This window comes from Ochrobactrum sp. SFR4, from assembly GCF_019730395.1.
Taxonomy (GTDB): Bacteria; Pseudomonadota; Alphaproteobacteria; order Rhizobiales; family Rhizobiaceae; genus Pseudochrobactrum.
The window spans coordinates 99,387-115,558 of the sequence record NZ_JAAPBB010000010.1; the positions used below are offsets into that span (position 1 = coordinate 99,387).

Genomic DNA, 16,172 nt, shown 5'->3' on the forward strand with positions numbered 1-16,172 from the left:
CACGTCCAGAAATCGCTAATAAAGGTCGTTTGAGGTCGGCAATTGCCGGCTGTCATCCGTTTTATCGCGATGCATGGTTGCCCGCGTCAATAGCATCAGTGTTACCGGCGTTGTCACAAACACAAAAGCGGTAATTAACAGTTCATGCAAAACCGGTCGCGATTGCAAGACTGTAAAGAAAATAATTGATGCAATGAGAATGCCGCCGACGCCAAAAGTCGTGCCGAGTGTCGGGGCATGAATCCGTTCATAGAACTTTTTAAAGCGTAAAAGACCAATCGCGCCGATCAGCGTAATCACTGATCCGCCCAGCAAAAAGACCGAAACCAGAATTGCAGCCCAGAGCGGCAGTTGCGTTGCATGGTTCATTCGATCACCTCGCCGCGCATCAGGAATTTTGCCAGTGCCACGCTGGACACAAAGCCCAGCAGCGCAATAACAAGGGCTGCTTCAAAATAAATCGATGTACCGGTGCGGATACCGAAAGTGATAAATAACATCATCATCGTGGCATAAAGCGTATCCAGACCCAATATACGATCCTGCGCACGCGGCCCCGCAATCAGACGCCATGTTGCACAAAGCAGAGCGGCTCCCAGACAAAGCTGGGACACAAGCAGCGCCCAGGATAAAATCACTGTACTCATGTGAAAATCTCCATCAGCAGGCGTTCATAATGCTGTTTTATCATAGTGCGGAATTCATCTTCTCCGTCCTTATCGAGAATATGAATCAGCAAAACACCCGTTACGGGATTAAAATTTGCCCATGCGGTACCGGGTGTTGAGGTCACGATACAGGCCAGAATGCCAAGCGGCAAACGCCCGCGCAATTGCAGGCTGATAGTCACAAATCCTGCCTGACGCTCTTTCGGGTTCGTCAGAATGATTTTGATAACCGCAATATTTGACCAGAAAATATCAGCAACAACACGAAAAAACAGCTCGATAATTGCCCGAACCGAGCGAATCCGTATCGGCTCGGGATCAAGTGATGTAAAAGCCAGACCTGCACCAACTGCAACGAAGAAACCCAAAATCATATGTCCGGGTGTAAAGCCGTTGAGCAGCAGCCACATAATCCAGAAGCTCAGAGACAAAACGGGATACGGAAACAATGCTCTCATTGTGCATCTCCCTTCGCGGCAGGCGTGCTGATAACAGCCGGTTCAAATCCCGCCGAGCGTTTTGCATCCAGAACATGGTCTATATAATTATGCGGACGATGCAGTGCCTGCGCGGTTGCATCGAGATAGCGCATCACCGGTGCCGCCTGAATGGTCAGCGCAAGACACAGAAACAACAACCCAACCACCGGCACCAGTTCAATAATCAGCACACGCGGCACATTGCCTTCCATCGACGCCCAGAAAGTACGGATACCGGAACGCGACATCGCAATCAGGGCAGAGACGCCGGACAGAATAATCAGCGTAACATAGGCCCAGCTTGCCGCGGAAATTGGCGCATCAATGCCCATGCCAGCCGGATTGAACAATGCCGACAACAGCGAGATTTTCGCCACAAAACCGGAAAACGGCGGCAGACCGATCAGCAAAATAGCGCTGACGGCAAAACAGGCGCCGAGAATAGCAAGTGTTGCAGGCAAAACTGTGCCGACTTCCTCTTCCTCTTCTTCTTCCTCGTCACCATAGGCTTCAATCGTCACCGCCAGCACGTTGGCCGCCGCATCCTGACCACGCTCAACCAGCTCAATCAGCAGAAAGAAAGCCGCAATCGTCAGTGTTGAACTGATCATATAAAACAGCGCGCTGCCGGTAACGGCCACATTGCCCGTACCGATTGCCGCCAGCAATGTTCCGGAAGAGACCAGCACGCTGTAACCGGCAATGCGCCCGAGCGCCTGCGATGCCAACACCCCGATCAGACCAAAAGCGATGGTCGCCAGACCGATGTAAAACAGTCCTGCATCACCGAAACCTGTTGTCCGTGGTGTCAGTTCACCAAAAAACAACAGCGACAGACGCAGCAACACATAAATGCCGACCTTGGACATGATTGCAAACAGTGCAGCCACCGGTGCGGCCGCAGCCGTATAGGTTGTCGGTAACCAGAAATTCAGCGGCCATGCACCGGCTTTCACCAGAAATGCCGTGCCGAGAATAGCGCCGCCAGCCTGCAGGAACATCAGATCATCAGCCGGCACATTGGGAATACGCTGTGTCAGATCGGCCATATTCAGTGTGCCGGTCACGCCATAGATCATGCTGACGCCGATCAGAAACAGCGATGATGCCGCGAGATTGACGGCAATATAATGCAAGCCCGCTTTAACGCGGGTGGCACCGGAGCCATGCAGCACCAGCCCGTAAGATGCGGCCAGCAGCACCTCAAAAAATACAAACAGGTTGAACAGATCACCGGTCAGGAATGCGCCGTTTAACCCCATCAGCAAAAGCTGAAACAGCGTATGAAAATGCGAACCCGCTTTGTGCCAGCGCGCCAGTGCAAAACACAGTGCCGCCAGTCCGAGGATACTGGTCAGCAATACCATCATTGCCGAGAAACGATCCAGCACCAGCACAATCGCATAGGGTGCCGGCCAGTTACCCAGCAGATAAGGAATCACACGGTCGTCCGGCGTATTGGCCATATTGACCAGCATAATTGCCACAACGAACAGCGCAAAAGTTGCTGCAATACTGATCGCGGCTTTCAGCACACGGCGACGCTCATCATAGAGCAGCAACAAAGCTGCAGTGACAAGCGGCAGCAGAATCGGCGCAATAATCAGATGTTCCTGCCAATCCTGCATTACTGGTTCTCCCTGCCGTCAACATGGTCAGTACCGGTCAGACCACGGGAAGCCAGCATGACCACCAGAAACAGGGCTGTCATAGCAAAGCCGATCACAATCGCTGTCAGTACCAGTGCCTGCGGCAGCGGGTCGGTATAAAGAGCGGGATCAGGCTGATCGCCCAGAATAGGCGCTGAATCTGTACGCAGGCTGGCCATGCTGAAAATAAACAGATTAACCGCATAGGAAATCAGCGACAGGCCGATAATCACCTGAAAAGTACGCGGGCGCTGTAAAAGCCACAGGCCGGAAGCTGTCAGAATACCGATACCGAGAGCAAGAATAAGTTCCATTAGCGTCCCTCTCCCTGCTTAACGAGTACGGCCTGTTCAGCCTGCTCCGATTGTGTTTTTTCCGAGCGTCGGTGACGGATCGACTGGTGTGCCAAGGCAATCAGCATCAGCACGGTAGCACCGACCACAAGTGTAAAGACGCCGATGTCAAACAGCAGTGCGGATGCCACCGGCATTTTGCCGATCAGCGGTACTTCCGCATAATCAAAATAGGTGGTGAGAAACGGATAACCGGCAAAAAATGAACCGGCACCGGTTGCCGCTGCAGTCAGCAAACCGAAACCCATCCATTTGACCGGCAGAATGCGCAAATGGCTTTCCACCCAGCGGGTACCAAAGGCCAGATATTGCAGAATAAAGCCGATTGCCATCGTAATACCGGCCGCAAAACCGCCACCCGGCAGATCATGACCGCGCAGCAGCAGATGCATGGCGAAAACGATAATCACGCCGAACAAATATTGCATAATCACAGAAGGCACAGCGAGATATTCGGACAGGGTTGCACCGGCATGACGCTCCGGATCAGCCTCATCAAAAGCGTTCTGGATTTTCTGCTGTTGCGGGGATTCCATTGTGTCCGATGCCGGACGGAAACGACGCAGCAGCGCATAAACCGTCAAACCGACAATGCCGAGCACCGTGATTTCTCCCAGCGTATCAAAGCCGCGGAAATCCACCAGCAACACATTGACCACATTCTTGCCGCCTGCTTCCGTATAGGCATTGCCGAGGAAATAATCAGCAAGCGTCGCAGGGCTGAAACGGGTCATCATCGCATAGGAAACAAGCGCCATACCGCCGCCGCCAGCCAGCGCGATAATCAGATCGCGGTAACGGCGCAAGCGCGGCACCAGAGGAATGCTTGCATTTTCATCTTCCTGCCAGCGTTTCGGCAGCCAGCGCAGACCAAGCAGCAGCAGAACTGTAGTGACAATTTCCACCAGCAACTGCGTGACCGCGAGATCCGGCGCGGAGAGCCACACAAAAGTAAAACAAGTCACAAGTCCTGCACCACCAAGCAGCATCAGCGAGGCCAGCCGGTGATACTTGGCCTGATAGGCCGCACCGACCGCACAAAGTGCGCCGATCAGCCAGACAATGGCAAAGACCGGATCCACCGGCAGCGGCACCAATGGCCCCATAAATAGCCCCGCCTGATAAACAGGCCAGGCACCGGCAAAAATCGCAATCAGCATCAGCACCCGCATTTGCGGTTGCAAACGACGTGTTCCGAACCGGCTTTCAATACTACGTGCCCATTTCCATGAAACAGTCACCAGCACCAGTTCAAAAATACGCTGACCATTGAGATGGCGCAGTAATGGCGGCCCTTCATCGCATTTTGCCAGATAGTTTTTCATCACCATGAAAATCACGGTTCCGCCGATCAGCGCAATCACACTCATCAGCAGCGGCACATTAAAGCCGTGCCAGATTGCAAGGCTGTATTCCGGTGTGGCACTGCCAAGAACCGACACGACAGCCGTATGCAGGAACGGTCCGACAATCAATGTCGGCACAATACCGATCAGCAGGCAGAGCAGCACCAGCAACTCAATCGGGAAACGTACCCATTGCGGCGGCTCTTTCGGTGTATGCGGCAGGTCAACCGGTGCGGGACCAAAGAAGGTCGAATAGATAAAGCGGATCGAATAAGCGACACTGAAAGCGCTCGCCAGCGTTGCCACATAAGGTGTGACCGTATCGAGCCATGAAGACAAATGCGTCTCCACGGTTTCCGCAAAGAACATTTCTTTGGAAATGAAGCCGTTCAGCAGCGGCACACCGGCCATCGCCGCACTGGCAACCATCGCCAAAGTTGCCGTAATCGGCATGAAGCGGAACAAGCCGCTTAATTTTCGCAAGTCACGCGTGCCGGTTTCATGATCGATAATCCCCGCCGCCATAAACAGTGAAGCTTTGAAAATCGCATGATTGACCATGTGGAAAATCGCGGCAACGGCTGACAGCGGGCTGCCGAGGCTGAGCAAAGCGGTAATCAGCCCCAGATGGCTGATGGTTGAATAGGCCAGCAGGCCTTTCAGATCCTGCTGGAACAGCGCAAACCAGGCGCCCAGCAGCAAAGTTGTAAGACCGGCAAGCCCCAGCAACCAGAACCACTCTTCTGTACCCGCCAGTGCAGGCCACAGACGCACCATCAGAAACACACCGAGCTTCACCATCGTTGCAGAATGCAGATAGGCCGAAACCGGCGTCGGCGCGGCCATTGCATTGGGCAGCCAGAAATGGAACGGAAATTGTGCGCTCTTGGTGAAAGTACCAAGAAGGATCAGCACCAGAGCCACTGTATAGAGCGGATGATTTTTAATCAGATTGCCCGATGCCAGAATAACATCCAGCTCATAGCTACCAACAATATGCCCAAGCAGCAAAACACCGAGCAACAGGCCAAAACCGCCAAGACCGGTAACGGTCAGTGCCATACGCGCACCGTCACGGGCACTGACATTCTGATACCAGTAACCGATCAGCAGGAAAGAGAAAATACTGGTGAGTTCCCAGAACACCACCATCAGGATCAGGTTGCCCGACAGCACCACGCCGAGCATTGCCCCCATAAAGGCAAGAAAGAACGAGAAAAAGCGCGGCACCGGATCTTCCGATGACATATAATAACGCGCATAGATCACCACGAGCAGGCCGATACCCGTAACCAGCATGGCAAACAGCCAGGCAAGACCATCCATCCGCAAAGTGACATTGAGACCATAGGCAGGCAGCCATGCCATCTGCGTGTGCAGAACTTTGCCGCCGGTCACATAGGGATAAAGAGCAATGGTCAGCAGCAGTGCGGCAACCGCAGTCAGCCCCGCGAACCAGACAGCAACCTGCCGGTCATTCGATCTGAGAAGGCCTGTAAGGGCGCAGCCAATAAATGGCAGTATGATGAGCAAAAAAAGGACTTTTCCGTCCGTCACCATCCGCGCCTGCCCTCCTCAAATTCCTCAAGAGCGGTTTTCACTCTCATAAAACTATATAATAAACGAAATTATCTCGTTAAATCCGGTTGTTATTATGTGGTTTTGGCCTGCATAATAGCAAGTGCTTGATTGCAACTTATGTCCGCAATTTCCCGATCTCAGGCACAAAATTTCCGATTTTGACGGCTTTTACACAAGGTGTGGAAAAACTCGCCCGCAAATTATCTATTAAATTGGTTTGATGACAAAACTGAGTGCGGATTATGACATGTTTTTTTCATAATCCAGCCGGTTGCGCCATTGTTTCTGCAATTGTCGAATCAACCGGAATAGCCGAAGCTGCAAAATAAAATTGATACAGGCATACAGGAATATCTTATGGGTCCGCAGACAGACAGCGTCCAGTCCTCTCCGTCATTACCGGCAAAAACGCAGATCGCTATTATCGGCGGCGGGATTATCGGTGTGTCCGCAGCACTTTATCTGGCGCAGCGCGGTATTCCTGTAACCCTGCTGGAAAAAGGCGTGATTGCCGGTGAGCAATCAAGCCGCAACTGGGGCTGGTGCCGTCATACCGGCCGCGACAGCCGTGAAATGCCGCTGATCGTTGAGAGTATGAAACAATGGGCGCAGATGAATACGCTGACCGGCAGGGAAACCGGATTTCGCACCACCGGTATTGCCTTTGCGGCGGAAAAAGAAGAAAATCTGGAAAAATGGCGCGAGTGGGTGAACATTGCCAGAGAGCACGGCATTGACAGTCAGGTTGTTGGCAAGCAACAGGCCGCAGCACTCGCCCCCGGTCTGCAACGTTCGCTCTATGGTGCGCTCTATACCGCCGCGGACGGCCGTGCAGAGCCGCAAAAAGCAGCACCTGCTATTGCAGAAAAAGCGCGCGAGCTTGGTGCTGTCATCATGCAGAATTGTGCTGTGCGCCGGATTGAAACCACCAATGGCCGCGTCAGCACTGTGGTTACCGAACAAGGCGCGGTTGAGTGTGAAGCTGTGGTGATTGCCGGCGGCAGCTGGTCCCGTCTGATTTGTTCTGATCTGGGTATCACCCTGCCGCAACTGAAAATGCGCTCATCCGTATTGCGCACCACGCCGGTTGAAGCCGGCGTCGAGACTGCCATCGCCTTTTCAGACTTCGCACTGCGCAAACGTATGGATGGCGGCTATACAGTTGCCAGCCTCTCAGGCAGTATTGCCGATATCGTGCCCGACAGTTTCCGCTTTCTGCCCAAATTCATTCCTGCATTGCGCACTGAATGGAAAACCGTGCGTTTGCGGTTCGGACAGCGCTTTATTGAAGAAGCTTTTGAGTGGAAATTACGCCCCGCAGATCAGACCTCCATCTTTGAGAAAATCCGTATTCTTGATCCGGAGCCGCATAAAGCTGGCAATCAGGCCGTTTTCAAAGCACTGCAGCAGGCTTTGCCTGCCTTCAAAAATGTACAAATCGCCCAGCAATGGGCAGGGCTGATTGATACGACGCCGGATATTGTACCGGTTATCTCGCCTCTGGATCATCTGCCGAATTGCATTGTCGCCACCGGCTTTTCCGGCCATGGCTTTGGTATCGGCCCCGGTGCAGGAAAACTGATCGCCGATATGGTGACCGGTGAAAAGCCCGTTGTTGACCCTTCACCGTTTCATATCAACCGCTTCAGCGATGGCTCAAAAATCCATATTGAAATGTGGTGACATGCCAGAGCGGTTCCGGTTAATTTTTGAATCGGCAGAACCGCTCTGACTCTTTGTTTTAACGCGCATCTCACCCGATCGAAGCGGGATAAGAAAACAGTCCGGCGGACTGTTTTCCCCGCGAAGGCGCTTCGCACTTTTCGGGATACGCTCTAAATTAAGCGCATCAAATACAACCCTGCCATCAGGGCTGCTGCCCCAAAAATCACAGAGGACAGGATATAAGCCAATGCCGTGCCAATATATCCGCTTTCCATGAGCAGCACTGTTTCCAGTGAAAAGGCAGAGAATGTCGTGAAACCACCCATAATACCGGTGGTAAGAAACAGCTTCCAGTTCTCCGCGAGGCCACTACGCGCTGAAAAATAGCCGATAATCAGTCCCATCAGCAGAGAGCCGGTAATATTGACCGCAAATGTGCTGAGCGGAAACATTGTCAGTGCAGAGAAACGTGACAACAGCAAACCGGTGCCGTAACGGGCTGCCCCGCCGATCCCTGCTCCGAGAAAAACAATCAGAAAATTCATATTGCTCCCCTGACCGCTTCTGTTTCTGTCAGCTGTTTTCCTGATCGCTATCGTCAACCGGCTTGCCGGGAATGACATAAGCATCTGACAGCCAGCGGTTTAAGTCGACGCTGCGGCAGCGCGGCGAACAAAACGGATAAGAGTCGCGTACTGAGGGTTTTCCGCATTCAGGGCAAGGCCGTGCCGGACGCAGCGGTGTCACATTTTCATAAGAAGCGGCAGGGTTTTCTTTATCTGCCATCACACTTTGCCTTCATGCCACTGGTCGTAAACCGGAAAATTTTCACCTTCCAGCAATGCCTGCGTTTCATGTAACGGCAGACCGACAATATTGCTGTAGGAACCGACCATTTTGACGATAAAACTGCCTGCCAGCCCCTGAATAGCATAGCCACCTGCTTTGCCGCGCCATTCACCGGAACTGATATAGGCATCCATCTGGCGGCGGCTCAACCGGTCAAAGCGCACACGGCTTTCAACCAGTACCTGACGCAGACTGCCTTTCGGCGTGACCAGACAAACACCGGTAAAAACTTTATGGGCACGGCCGGAAAGCAGGCGCAGACAATCAAGCGCCACATCCTCACTCTCCGCCTTAGGCAGGATCTGCCGTCCCACGCCCACCACAGTATCGGCTGCGAGAATGAAAGCGGATTTATAATCCGCATCATTCTTCAGCTTGTCCTTAGCTCTTTCTGCCTTCTGCTTTGACAAACGTTTTGCCAGCGAACGGGGATGTTCCGAACGCTGTGGTGTTTCATCAATATCAGCAGGCTGCAGAAATGCAGGTTCAATACCTATTTGCGCCAGAAGCTCAATGCGCCGCGGCGATGCCGAGGCCAGTACCAGAGTATGGGACATTGTTGTCTTCATGGTCAGATATGAGTCCGGCAGCAGGAATTTTATTTAAAGCGGTAGGTAATACGACCTTTGGAAAGGTCATATGGGGTCATTTCCACCAGTACTTTGTCACCGGCCAGAACGCGAATGCGGTTTTTACGCATACGGCCAGCCGTATGAGCGATGATTTCATGTTCATTTTCGAGTTTTACCCGAAACATAGCATTCGGCAAAAGTTCCGTTACAATACCCGGGAACTCAAGGACTTCTTCTTTAGCCATACGTAACCTGTCTTTTGGTTTAATAAATCTGCATCATGCAGAAGGTCTGAATTTGCGCGGAACCTATATGATTAGAGTCCGTTTGTGAACAACTGAAATGTAGAACTGTTAAAAGCTCTGCTGAATCACAGAAAACGTTCAGTAATTTTCTGTTTTAAACGGTCGCGAACATCGCGGTAAGCCGATAAACGCTGTTCCCGCGAGCCGGTGACCAGTGTCGGATCAGGCATCGGCCAATATTCCACATTGGCCGCAAAACTGCGCATCCGCTCCAGCACCACGTGATGTGCCTGCGGTGTCAGCGTAATAATCAGATCAAAATACCCGTCATTCAGCTCTTCCAGTCCGACAGGCTGTCTTTCATTCAGCGACAACCCCTCTTCCTCAAGCACCGCATCCACAAACATGTCGCGCTCGCCACGTGTTACGCCGGCTGATGCCACATAGGTTTTACCCTGCAACATAGAACGGGTGAGAATCTCCGCCATCGGCGAGCGTATGGCATTCATTCCGCAGACAAACAGAACGGAGGCCGGTTTTTTGACAGTGGCAGCATCTGCAAGAATATCCGGCACCGGATCAGGAATTATGCTCATCCGTCACCCGCGCCAGTGCAGCACACAGACAAGCGTAAACAAACGCCGTGCCGTATCGAAATCAAGGTCGATCTTACCCTCAAGCCGGTTCATCAATGTTTGGGAACCTTCATTATGCAAGCCGCGCCGCCCCATATCAATCGCCTCAATACGGCTCGGCGTTGCCGAGCGGATGGCTGCATAATAGCTTTCGCAGATCAGAAAGTAATCTTTGACCGTTTTACGCAGCGGAGACAGCGAGAGAATATGCGTTGCCACAAGCTCCCCTGCCTCACGCGTAATATTGAAAATCAGGCGCTTTTCAACCAGTGACAAACGTAGACGATAAGGCCCGCCATTACTGTCACCAACCGGAGAAAAACTGTTCTCCTCGATCAGATCGAAAATAGCGACGGCCCGTTCATGCTCAATATCCGGCGTAGACTGGCCGATTGTCTCGTCCAGTTCCACATCGATCAGCCGGGCATTGTCACTTTTTCCGGTCATCACTCTTTACGCAGGCGGTATACAGAAACCCTGCCCGCTGTCCCTCATTCATCGTTACATATTCAGTCGTCGTGAAATCGACAGGCCGTGTGCCTGCAATCCCTCAGTTTCAGCCAGTGTAATCGCGGATGGTCCGAGAAGACGCAATTGCTCCGCACCCAGTTTTAAAAGCGAGGTGCGCTTTACAAAATCCATCACCGACAGACCGGAAGAGAACCGCGCAGAACGGGCTGTCGGCAGAACATGGTTCGGCCCGCCAACGTAATCACCGATCGCTTCCGGTGTATATTTACCGATGAAAATCGCACCGGCATTGCGGATTTTCGGCAGCAGACCATCCGTATCAGCCACTGCAATTTCCAGATGCTCGGCAGCAATACGGTTAATCAGCGGCACCGCAGTGTCAAAATCTTCCACCAGAATGACCGCACCAAAATCCTGCCAGCTTGCACGGGCGATTGCCTCACGCGGCAAGGTCTGCAACTGACGTTCAACCGCATCTTCTACCGATTTGGCGAAATCCGCACTGTCGGTCAGCAGAATTGACTGGGCAAAAGCATCATGCTCAGCCTGCGCCAGCAAATCTGCGGCAATCCAGTCCGGATTATTCTCACTGTCGGCCACAACCAGCACTTCTGACGGGCCTGCAATCATATCAATGCCGACCGTGCCGAAAACCAAACGTTTTGCAGCCGCAACATAGGCATTGCCAGGACCAACAATTTTGGAAACCGGTTTGATGGTTTCCGTACCATAGGCCAGAGCTGCAACAGCCTGCGCACCGCCCACGCGGTAAATCTCTGAAACACCGGCAAGATGCGCAGCCACCAGCACCAGAGGATTCAACGCGCCATCCGGTGACGGAACCACAATAACGATACGCTCAACGCCCGCAACTTTAGCCGGAACTGCGTTCATCAGCACCGAACTCGGATAGCTGGCTGTGCCACCCGGCACATAAAGTCCGACCGATTCAACAGCTGTCCAGCGTGAACCAAGCTCAACACCGATAGCATCAGTATAATAGTCATCTTTCGGCAGCTGACGTTTATGGTAGGATTCAATCCGGTCACGCGCCACAATCAGCGCATCAATCACAGACTGATCGGCATTTTTAACGGCTTCCCGCACTTCCTCAGCCGTCACAGCAATGCCGGTCTTTTCCAGATCAATCCGGTCAAAACGTCTGGAATAATCGATCAGCGCCTGATCGCCGCGCTCGCGTACCTGCTGCACAATTTCACGCACGGCACGGTCAACATCTTCTGAAATTTCGCGTTTACCTGCCAGAAACGCCGCAAAACGGTTCTCAAAATCTGCGGCACTTTGTATGAGCGTCTGAACCACGCTAACCCCTCATTTCGTCATATTATCGGCAGCTATGTGATCCGGCTTGCTGCCGGTTTCCCAGGCAGGTCCCAGATCAGCAAGGCGCATTTCAATCACTTCAACAGTAAGACGAATGGTCTTATCTGCTGCAAAAACCAATTCAATCACACCGGAAGGCGCATCAGCCGGTTCAAAATTAATCGCCAGCAAAGACAACACATCCTGCTGCGCTGCGCGGTCAATATTCTGCGCACGCACCTGCGTTACACGGTCAAAATGCAACACGCTGCGACGACGCTCATAGCTCTCTTTGCCACGTGCGCGTGCAGGCGGCTGTTCACGGGCAAAACGGTTGCAGGCAAGAATAAAACGTTGCTCCGCAGGGCGGTAATCCAGATCGCCGACTTTCAGAACCGCATCCTGCATATGAGCAGAAATAATCTGTAAGTCTTCCTCATCCATTGCCACAAGCTTGAGCATTCGCAATCATTCTCCTTGAGCATTTCAATTCGCTGTTTCAGCGTTACCGGCTGCGAACAGTCTGTGCCATTGATATAAGCACTTAACAGTAAAAAGCACTACTGATTAATAACAAACCCCGACCTGCGACAACAGATCGGGGTCTGAAACAGAAAAACCTGAAAACAGATTAACCGCTGATGCGGGAAACTTCGGCCCCGCAATTGGAGAGTTTCTCTTCCAGACGCTCAAAACCACGATCCAGATGGTAAACGCGGTTTACAGTGGTTTCACCTTCTGCCGCCAGACCTGCAATCACCAGTGTTGCTGATGCGCGAAGATCGGTCGCCATCACCGGCGCACCTTTCAGGCGCTCAACACCTTCAACCGTTGCGGTCTGACCGGAAAGAGAGATTTTTGCGCCCAGACGTGCCAGTTCCTGCACATGCATGAAACGGTTTTCAAAAATCGTTTCCGTAATATGCGATGTGCCTTTGGCTTTGGTCATCAGACCCATGAACTGCGCCTGCAAATCAGTCGGGAAGCCCGGAAACGGATCAGTTGTAATATTCACCGGTTCAATACCGTGACCATTGCGCACCACGCGGATGCCGTTTTCAACATCGGTGATCTCTGTGCCGGTCTGGCGTACGACATCCAATGCAGACTGCAGCAGATCCGAACGGGTATTTTGCAGGACCACATCACCGCCGGTCATAGCAACAGCCATGGCATAAGTGCCTGTTTCAATACGATCAGGAATCACGCGAACGCGTGCACCTTTCAGGCTGGTTACACCCTGAATGCGAATAGTTGGCGTACCCGCACCTTCAATTTTCGCACCCATAGCATTCAAGCACTCTGCGAGGTTCACCACTTCCGGTTCACAGGCCGCGTTATGAATGATTGTATCACCCTTGGCGAGACAGGCAGCCATCAGTGCCACATGGGTCGCGCCGACAGAGACTTTCGGGAATGTAAATTCAGCCCCGACAAGCCCCGAACTGGTTGTTGCGCGGGCATAACCGTTTTCAATCTCGATCTTTGCGCCAAGTGCGGTCAGACTGTCGAGCATCAGATCAACCGGACGTGTACCGATCGAGCAGCCGCCTGGCAGCGACACAATCGCCTCACCGGCACGCGCCAGAAGAGGCCCGATAACCCAAAAGCTGGCGCGCATTTTAGCAACCAGCTCATAAGGTGCGGTGATGTCGACGATATTCTTCGTGGTGAAATGCACAGTGCGCTCATAAGAGCCGTTCTGATGTTCACGACGACCGTTGACCGAATAATCCGCACCGTGGTTGCCGAGAATGCGTGTCAGCAGTTCCACATCAGCCAGATGCGGCATATTTTCAAGCGTCAGCGTTTCATCGGTCAGAAGCGATGCAATCATCAGTGGCAGAGCTGCATTTTTCGCGCCAGAAATCGGGATAATGCCGTTCAGTTTATTGCCGCCGGTGATTTTAATACGATCCATAATTTTTCACTTTCACGGCAATGTCTTCCTGCACAAAACGCATTCCCTGCGCTTGTCGAGACAGCCTGTTTTCAGACAGTCACAGCACACGCTGCCTCTGTCCTGTTCCGGTTTTCCTGTTACAGATATCTTTGCCGTGCAAAGTCTGCGCTGATATTAATGCTGCCATAAAGCAGTTTGGTGCTGACACAACAGCCTGATTCAATCAGAAATGTGTCTTTTATTCTAAAATCACACTTTTCATTAAAGTCGTGATCCGTCCGGCAGCTTTGCATTATGCGGGAGGCACATAATGCAGCCCCGAACTGTAAATATTCAGGTGTTAGAGCCAATTCCTTAAACTTGGATCAGTTTAAGGAATTGTGCCCTAATTTTAAAATGTTAGAGCAGCCTGTGTAGCGCCCAATGGGGCGTACGGCGCTCTAGAGCGTGTCGTGGGTTTACGCGTTAATTGTATCCACCGCGCTTACCCTATCTTCTTGTTTTTACGCATGTCGCTATCGGAAAACCGGTGCCCACATTTCCGCGACATGTTTTAGTCTTTCGAACATGATCCTAAATTGAAAAAGTTTAGAAATAATCATCCAAACGGGATATTCAGTCAGTCTCAGTCTTACCGGCAGCAGGCAATCCTTCGCCGCGCTCATCTTCCGCACCGGAACGTCTTGAACGAATCTGCGCTTTACGGCGCATGAGATTCGCGCGCAATTGTTCAGAACGGCGCTTAGCACGCTGATCTGCTTCTGCTTTTTGGGATGAGGTATCAGGCTTATCAGTCATTATGCGGTTCTTTTACACCAGCAATCCTGTTTGGAAAAGCATACATATGCACAGGATTGTACGGTTTTTGTATTTTAAGCAAAAGAAATGCATTTGATGGCTTGCGGTTTCACGAATCTTATGCCAGAAGTCCGCCGCAACGGACAGTATGCTGCGGTAGCTCAGTGGTAGAGCACTCCATTGGTAATGGAGAGGTCGAGAGTTCAATCCTCTCTCGCAGCACCAGTTTTCCTAACTTTTCCCAAGCATTTAGATTTTTGAATATGTATAGCTGCGCATAGCTAAACGCCTGCGAGTGGCAAGATTCTGGCAAGGTTTGTTCTACAACTGTTCCATAATCGAATCGTATCTGAATCCTCCCTTCCGCCTGCAAACCATCCACACCAATTCACAGCGCCCATTAGACGTCTCGAATTTGTGTTGACTCTTTTCCACACTGTAAACATTTGCAGAACAGAATTGAAACTTACTGACCTTTCGCGCACTCGTTTACGCCACGGATTTACGGATTTGTTGTGCTATCGTGAATGATCCGTTCCCTTGACATCAATGACATCAAAGTTTATTTTTCCCATCAGCAAAGTTAGATAGGGAATTATAGATGCTGGAGCTTGTGACCACCCGTTAAGCGTCTCGAATTGTCGAGACACGTAAGCGTCGTCTGCGCGGTAATTTACCGTGTAGTACCTGATGCATGGGTGTTATTTATTTCACAGGCTACATTTATGAATATCTCTCGACTGGAGCAACGTGTTTTACACGTGCTGGCTCAAGGTGGATTCATCCGCCATCATCGGTCTGATAATGGCCGAATTATCGAAATCCTCTGCTTTACACGGAATGGCCATGTCCTGGCCGACTGCACACTAGAGGTGTTTCTCAAGCTGCGCCGTAAGCGCCTTATCTCTTCACAATCCTCATCTCCCTACCAGATTTCTGAGAAGGGTCGTCGTTCAGTTCGCTCACAGCTAGACAATCGATAGGACAGATCATGTTTAAGTTTACCATCAGGGATGAAAGCCCAGCGGACATTGGACATATACGAGAGGTGACGGAGCATGCATTTAGCACAGCTGAACATAGCGATGGCACTGAAAGTAAGATCATTGACGCACTTCGTTCTGCTAATGCTCTCAACCTATCACTGGTTGCAGTTGTCGATGAAAAAATCATCGGACACTGTGCCTTCTCGCCAGTAAAAACGGCTCAATCTGAAACGGGTTGGATGGGGCTAGGGCCGGTCGCAGTCAGCCCGGAATTTCAAGGGAAGGGAGTGGGCGATGCTCTCATCCGTGAAGGCCTGGAACGTATCCGGAGAGTAGGAGCCAAAGGCTGTGTCGTCCTTGGCGATCCAAACTACTACCGCCGGTTCGGCTTCGAAAATGACCCCGCTGTTATATTTAAAGGCGTTCCGCCCGAATATTTCATGAGGCTATCTTTGGACGGCTCCTCAATATCAGGGTCAATCCAATATCACGAAGCATTCTTCACGCAATAACATAGCGAGCACTTCCGTGGCGGCAATGGTCGCCACGGTCTCCATCGCAGGTATTGTGCATTGTCCGACATCAGCGCCCTTGAGACAAAACAGTGTTAATTGAGAAGAGAGGATTTTCGGCTCATGATAGCTCTATC

General features: G+C 51.7%; 19 protein-coding genes and 1 tRNA gene. 4 read left to right on the forward strand and 16 right to left on the reverse strand.

Annotated elements, in window-relative coordinates; translation table 11 throughout:
- Positions 1-15: 15 nt before the first annotated feature.
- Genes mnhG through HBA93_RS13240 form a run of 6 tightly spaced genes read right to left on the reverse strand, consistent with a single transcriptional unit; the run spans position 16 to position 6,055 of the window.
- On the reverse strand, positions 16-369 hold the full coding sequence (gene mnhG, locus HBA93_RS13215; protein ID WP_075656470.1) for a monovalent cation/H(+) antiporter subunit G: 354 nt from the start codon (positions 367-369) through the stop codon (positions 16-18).
- Positions 366-647 carry a K+/H+ antiporter subunit F gene (locus HBA93_RS13220; protein ID WP_121993566.1) on the reverse strand — a complete coding sequence of 94 codons (282 nt, stop codon included), beginning with the start codon at positions 645-647 and terminating at the stop codon, positions 366-368. The genes mnhG and HBA93_RS13220 overlap by 4 nt, the downstream gene beginning before the upstream one ends.
- A complete protein-coding gene (locus HBA93_RS13225) occupies positions 644-1,126 on the reverse strand; it encodes a Na+/H+ antiporter subunit E (protein WP_286201922.1) in 483 nt (160 codons plus the stop codon). Before HBA93_RS13225 ends, HBA93_RS13220 begins: the two co-directional genes overlap by 4 nt.
- Positions 1,123-2,775 carry a monovalent cation/H+ antiporter subunit D gene (locus HBA93_RS13230; protein ID WP_221723572.1) on the reverse strand — a complete coding sequence of 551 codons (1,653 nt, stop codon included), beginning with the start codon at positions 2,773-2,775 and terminating at the stop codon, positions 1,123-1,125. Before HBA93_RS13230 ends, HBA93_RS13225 begins: the two co-directional genes overlap by 4 nt.
- Positions 2,775-3,110, reverse strand: coding sequence for a Na+/H+ antiporter subunit C (locus HBA93_RS13235; protein WP_121993568.1), 336 nt, complete (start codon positions 3,108-3,110; stop codon positions 2,775-2,777). The genes HBA93_RS13230 and HBA93_RS13235 overlap by 1 nt, the downstream gene beginning before the upstream one ends.
- Positions 3,110-6,055, reverse strand: a complete 2,946-nt coding sequence (locus tag HBA93_RS13240; RefSeq protein ID WP_221723573.1) for a monovalent cation/H+ antiporter subunit A — start codon at positions 6,053-6,055, stop codon at positions 3,110-3,112. The genes HBA93_RS13235 and HBA93_RS13240 overlap by 1 nt, the downstream gene beginning before the upstream one ends.
- Positions 6,056-6,433: 378 nt before the next feature.
- Between HBA93_RS13240 and HBA93_RS13245 the strand changes: the two genes are divergently transcribed.
- Positions 6,434-7,759, forward strand: coding sequence for an NAD(P)/FAD-dependent oxidoreductase (locus HBA93_RS13245; RefSeq protein ID WP_221723574.1), 1,326 nt, complete (start codon positions 6,434-6,436; stop codon positions 7,757-7,759).
- Between the two features lie 152 nt (positions 7,760-7,911).
- Here HBA93_RS13245 and crcB read toward each other — a convergent pair whose 3' ends face one another.
- From crcB to HBA93_RS13295, 10 genes are all read right to left on the reverse strand, one after another.
- Positions 7,912-8,286 (reverse strand): fluoride efflux transporter CrcB, encoded by a 375-nt coding sequence (gene crcB / locus HBA93_RS13250; protein WP_121993571.1) that lies wholly within the window; start codon positions 8,284-8,286, stop codon positions 7,912-7,914.
- Positions 8,287-8,314: 28 nt separating this feature from the next.
- Positions 8,315-8,527, reverse strand: coding sequence for a DNA gyrase inhibitor YacG (gene yacG, locus HBA93_RS13255; RefSeq protein ID WP_121993572.1), 213 nt, complete (start codon positions 8,525-8,527; stop codon positions 8,315-8,317).
- Positions 8,527-9,147 carry a Maf-like protein gene (locus HBA93_RS13260; RefSeq protein ID WP_245257268.1) on the reverse strand — a complete coding sequence of 207 codons (621 nt, stop codon included), beginning with the start codon at positions 9,145-9,147 and terminating at the stop codon, positions 8,527-8,529. Before HBA93_RS13260 ends, yacG begins: the two co-directional genes overlap by 1 nt.
- A gap of 41 nt (positions 9,148-9,188) precedes the next feature.
- Positions 9,189-9,407, reverse strand: coding sequence for a translation initiation factor IF-1 (infA, locus tag HBA93_RS13265; RefSeq protein WP_022709174.1), 219 nt, complete (start codon positions 9,405-9,407; stop codon positions 9,189-9,191).
- Between the two features lie 125 nt (positions 9,408-9,532).
- Positions 9,533-10,003, reverse strand: a complete 471-nt coding sequence (locus HBA93_RS13270; RefSeq protein WP_121993574.1) for an arsenate-mycothiol transferase ArsC — start codon at positions 10,001-10,003, stop codon at positions 9,533-9,535.
- A gap of 3 nt (positions 10,004-10,006) precedes the next feature.
- A complete protein-coding gene (locus tag HBA93_RS13275) occupies positions 10,007-10,489 on the reverse strand; it encodes a UPF0262 family protein (RefSeq protein ID WP_022709172.1) in 483 nt (160 codons plus the stop codon).
- 54 nt (positions 10,490-10,543) lie between these two features.
- Complete coding sequence (gene hisD, locus HBA93_RS13280) at positions 10,544-11,836, reverse strand: histidinol dehydrogenase (RefSeq protein WP_221723575.1); 1,293 nt, start codon at positions 11,834-11,836, stop codon at positions 10,544-10,546.
- Between the two features lie 9 nt (positions 11,837-11,845).
- Positions 11,846-12,304 (reverse strand): DUF2948 family protein, encoded by a 459-nt coding sequence (locus tag HBA93_RS13285; RefSeq protein WP_221723576.1) that lies wholly within the window; start codon positions 12,302-12,304, stop codon positions 11,846-11,848.
- A 163-nt stretch (positions 12,305-12,467) separates the two neighbouring features.
- Positions 12,468-13,757, reverse strand: a complete 1,290-nt coding sequence (gene murA / locus HBA93_RS13290) for a UDP-N-acetylglucosamine 1-carboxyvinyltransferase (protein ID WP_221723577.1) — start codon at positions 13,755-13,757, stop codon at positions 12,468-12,470.
- A 597-nt stretch (positions 13,758-14,354) separates the two neighbouring features.
- Positions 14,355-14,537, reverse strand: coding sequence for a hypothetical protein (locus HBA93_RS13295; RefSeq protein WP_221723578.1), 183 nt, complete (start codon positions 14,535-14,537; stop codon positions 14,355-14,357).
- Between the two features lie 150 nt (positions 14,538-14,687).
- Between HBA93_RS13295 and HBA93_RS13300 the strand changes: the two genes are divergently transcribed.
- The 3 genes from HBA93_RS13300 to HBA93_RS13310 all read left to right on the forward strand — a co-directional run bounded on the left by HBA93_RS13300 (position 14,688) and on the right by HBA93_RS13310 (position 16,035).
- Positions 14,688-14,762: transfer RNA gene (locus HBA93_RS13300), tRNA-Thr, on the forward strand.
- Positions 14,763-15,262: 500 nt separating this feature from the next.
- Complete coding sequence (locus tag HBA93_RS13305; protein WP_221723579.1) at positions 15,263-15,520, forward strand: YjhX family toxin; 258 nt, start codon at positions 15,263-15,265, stop codon at positions 15,518-15,520.
- Positions 15,521-15,528: 8 nt separating this feature from the next.
- Positions 15,529-16,035 (forward strand): GNAT family N-acetyltransferase, encoded by a 507-nt coding sequence (locus HBA93_RS13310; RefSeq protein WP_221723580.1) that lies wholly within the window; start codon positions 15,529-15,531, stop codon positions 16,033-16,035.
- Positions 16,036-16,172: the final 137 nt, after the last annotated feature.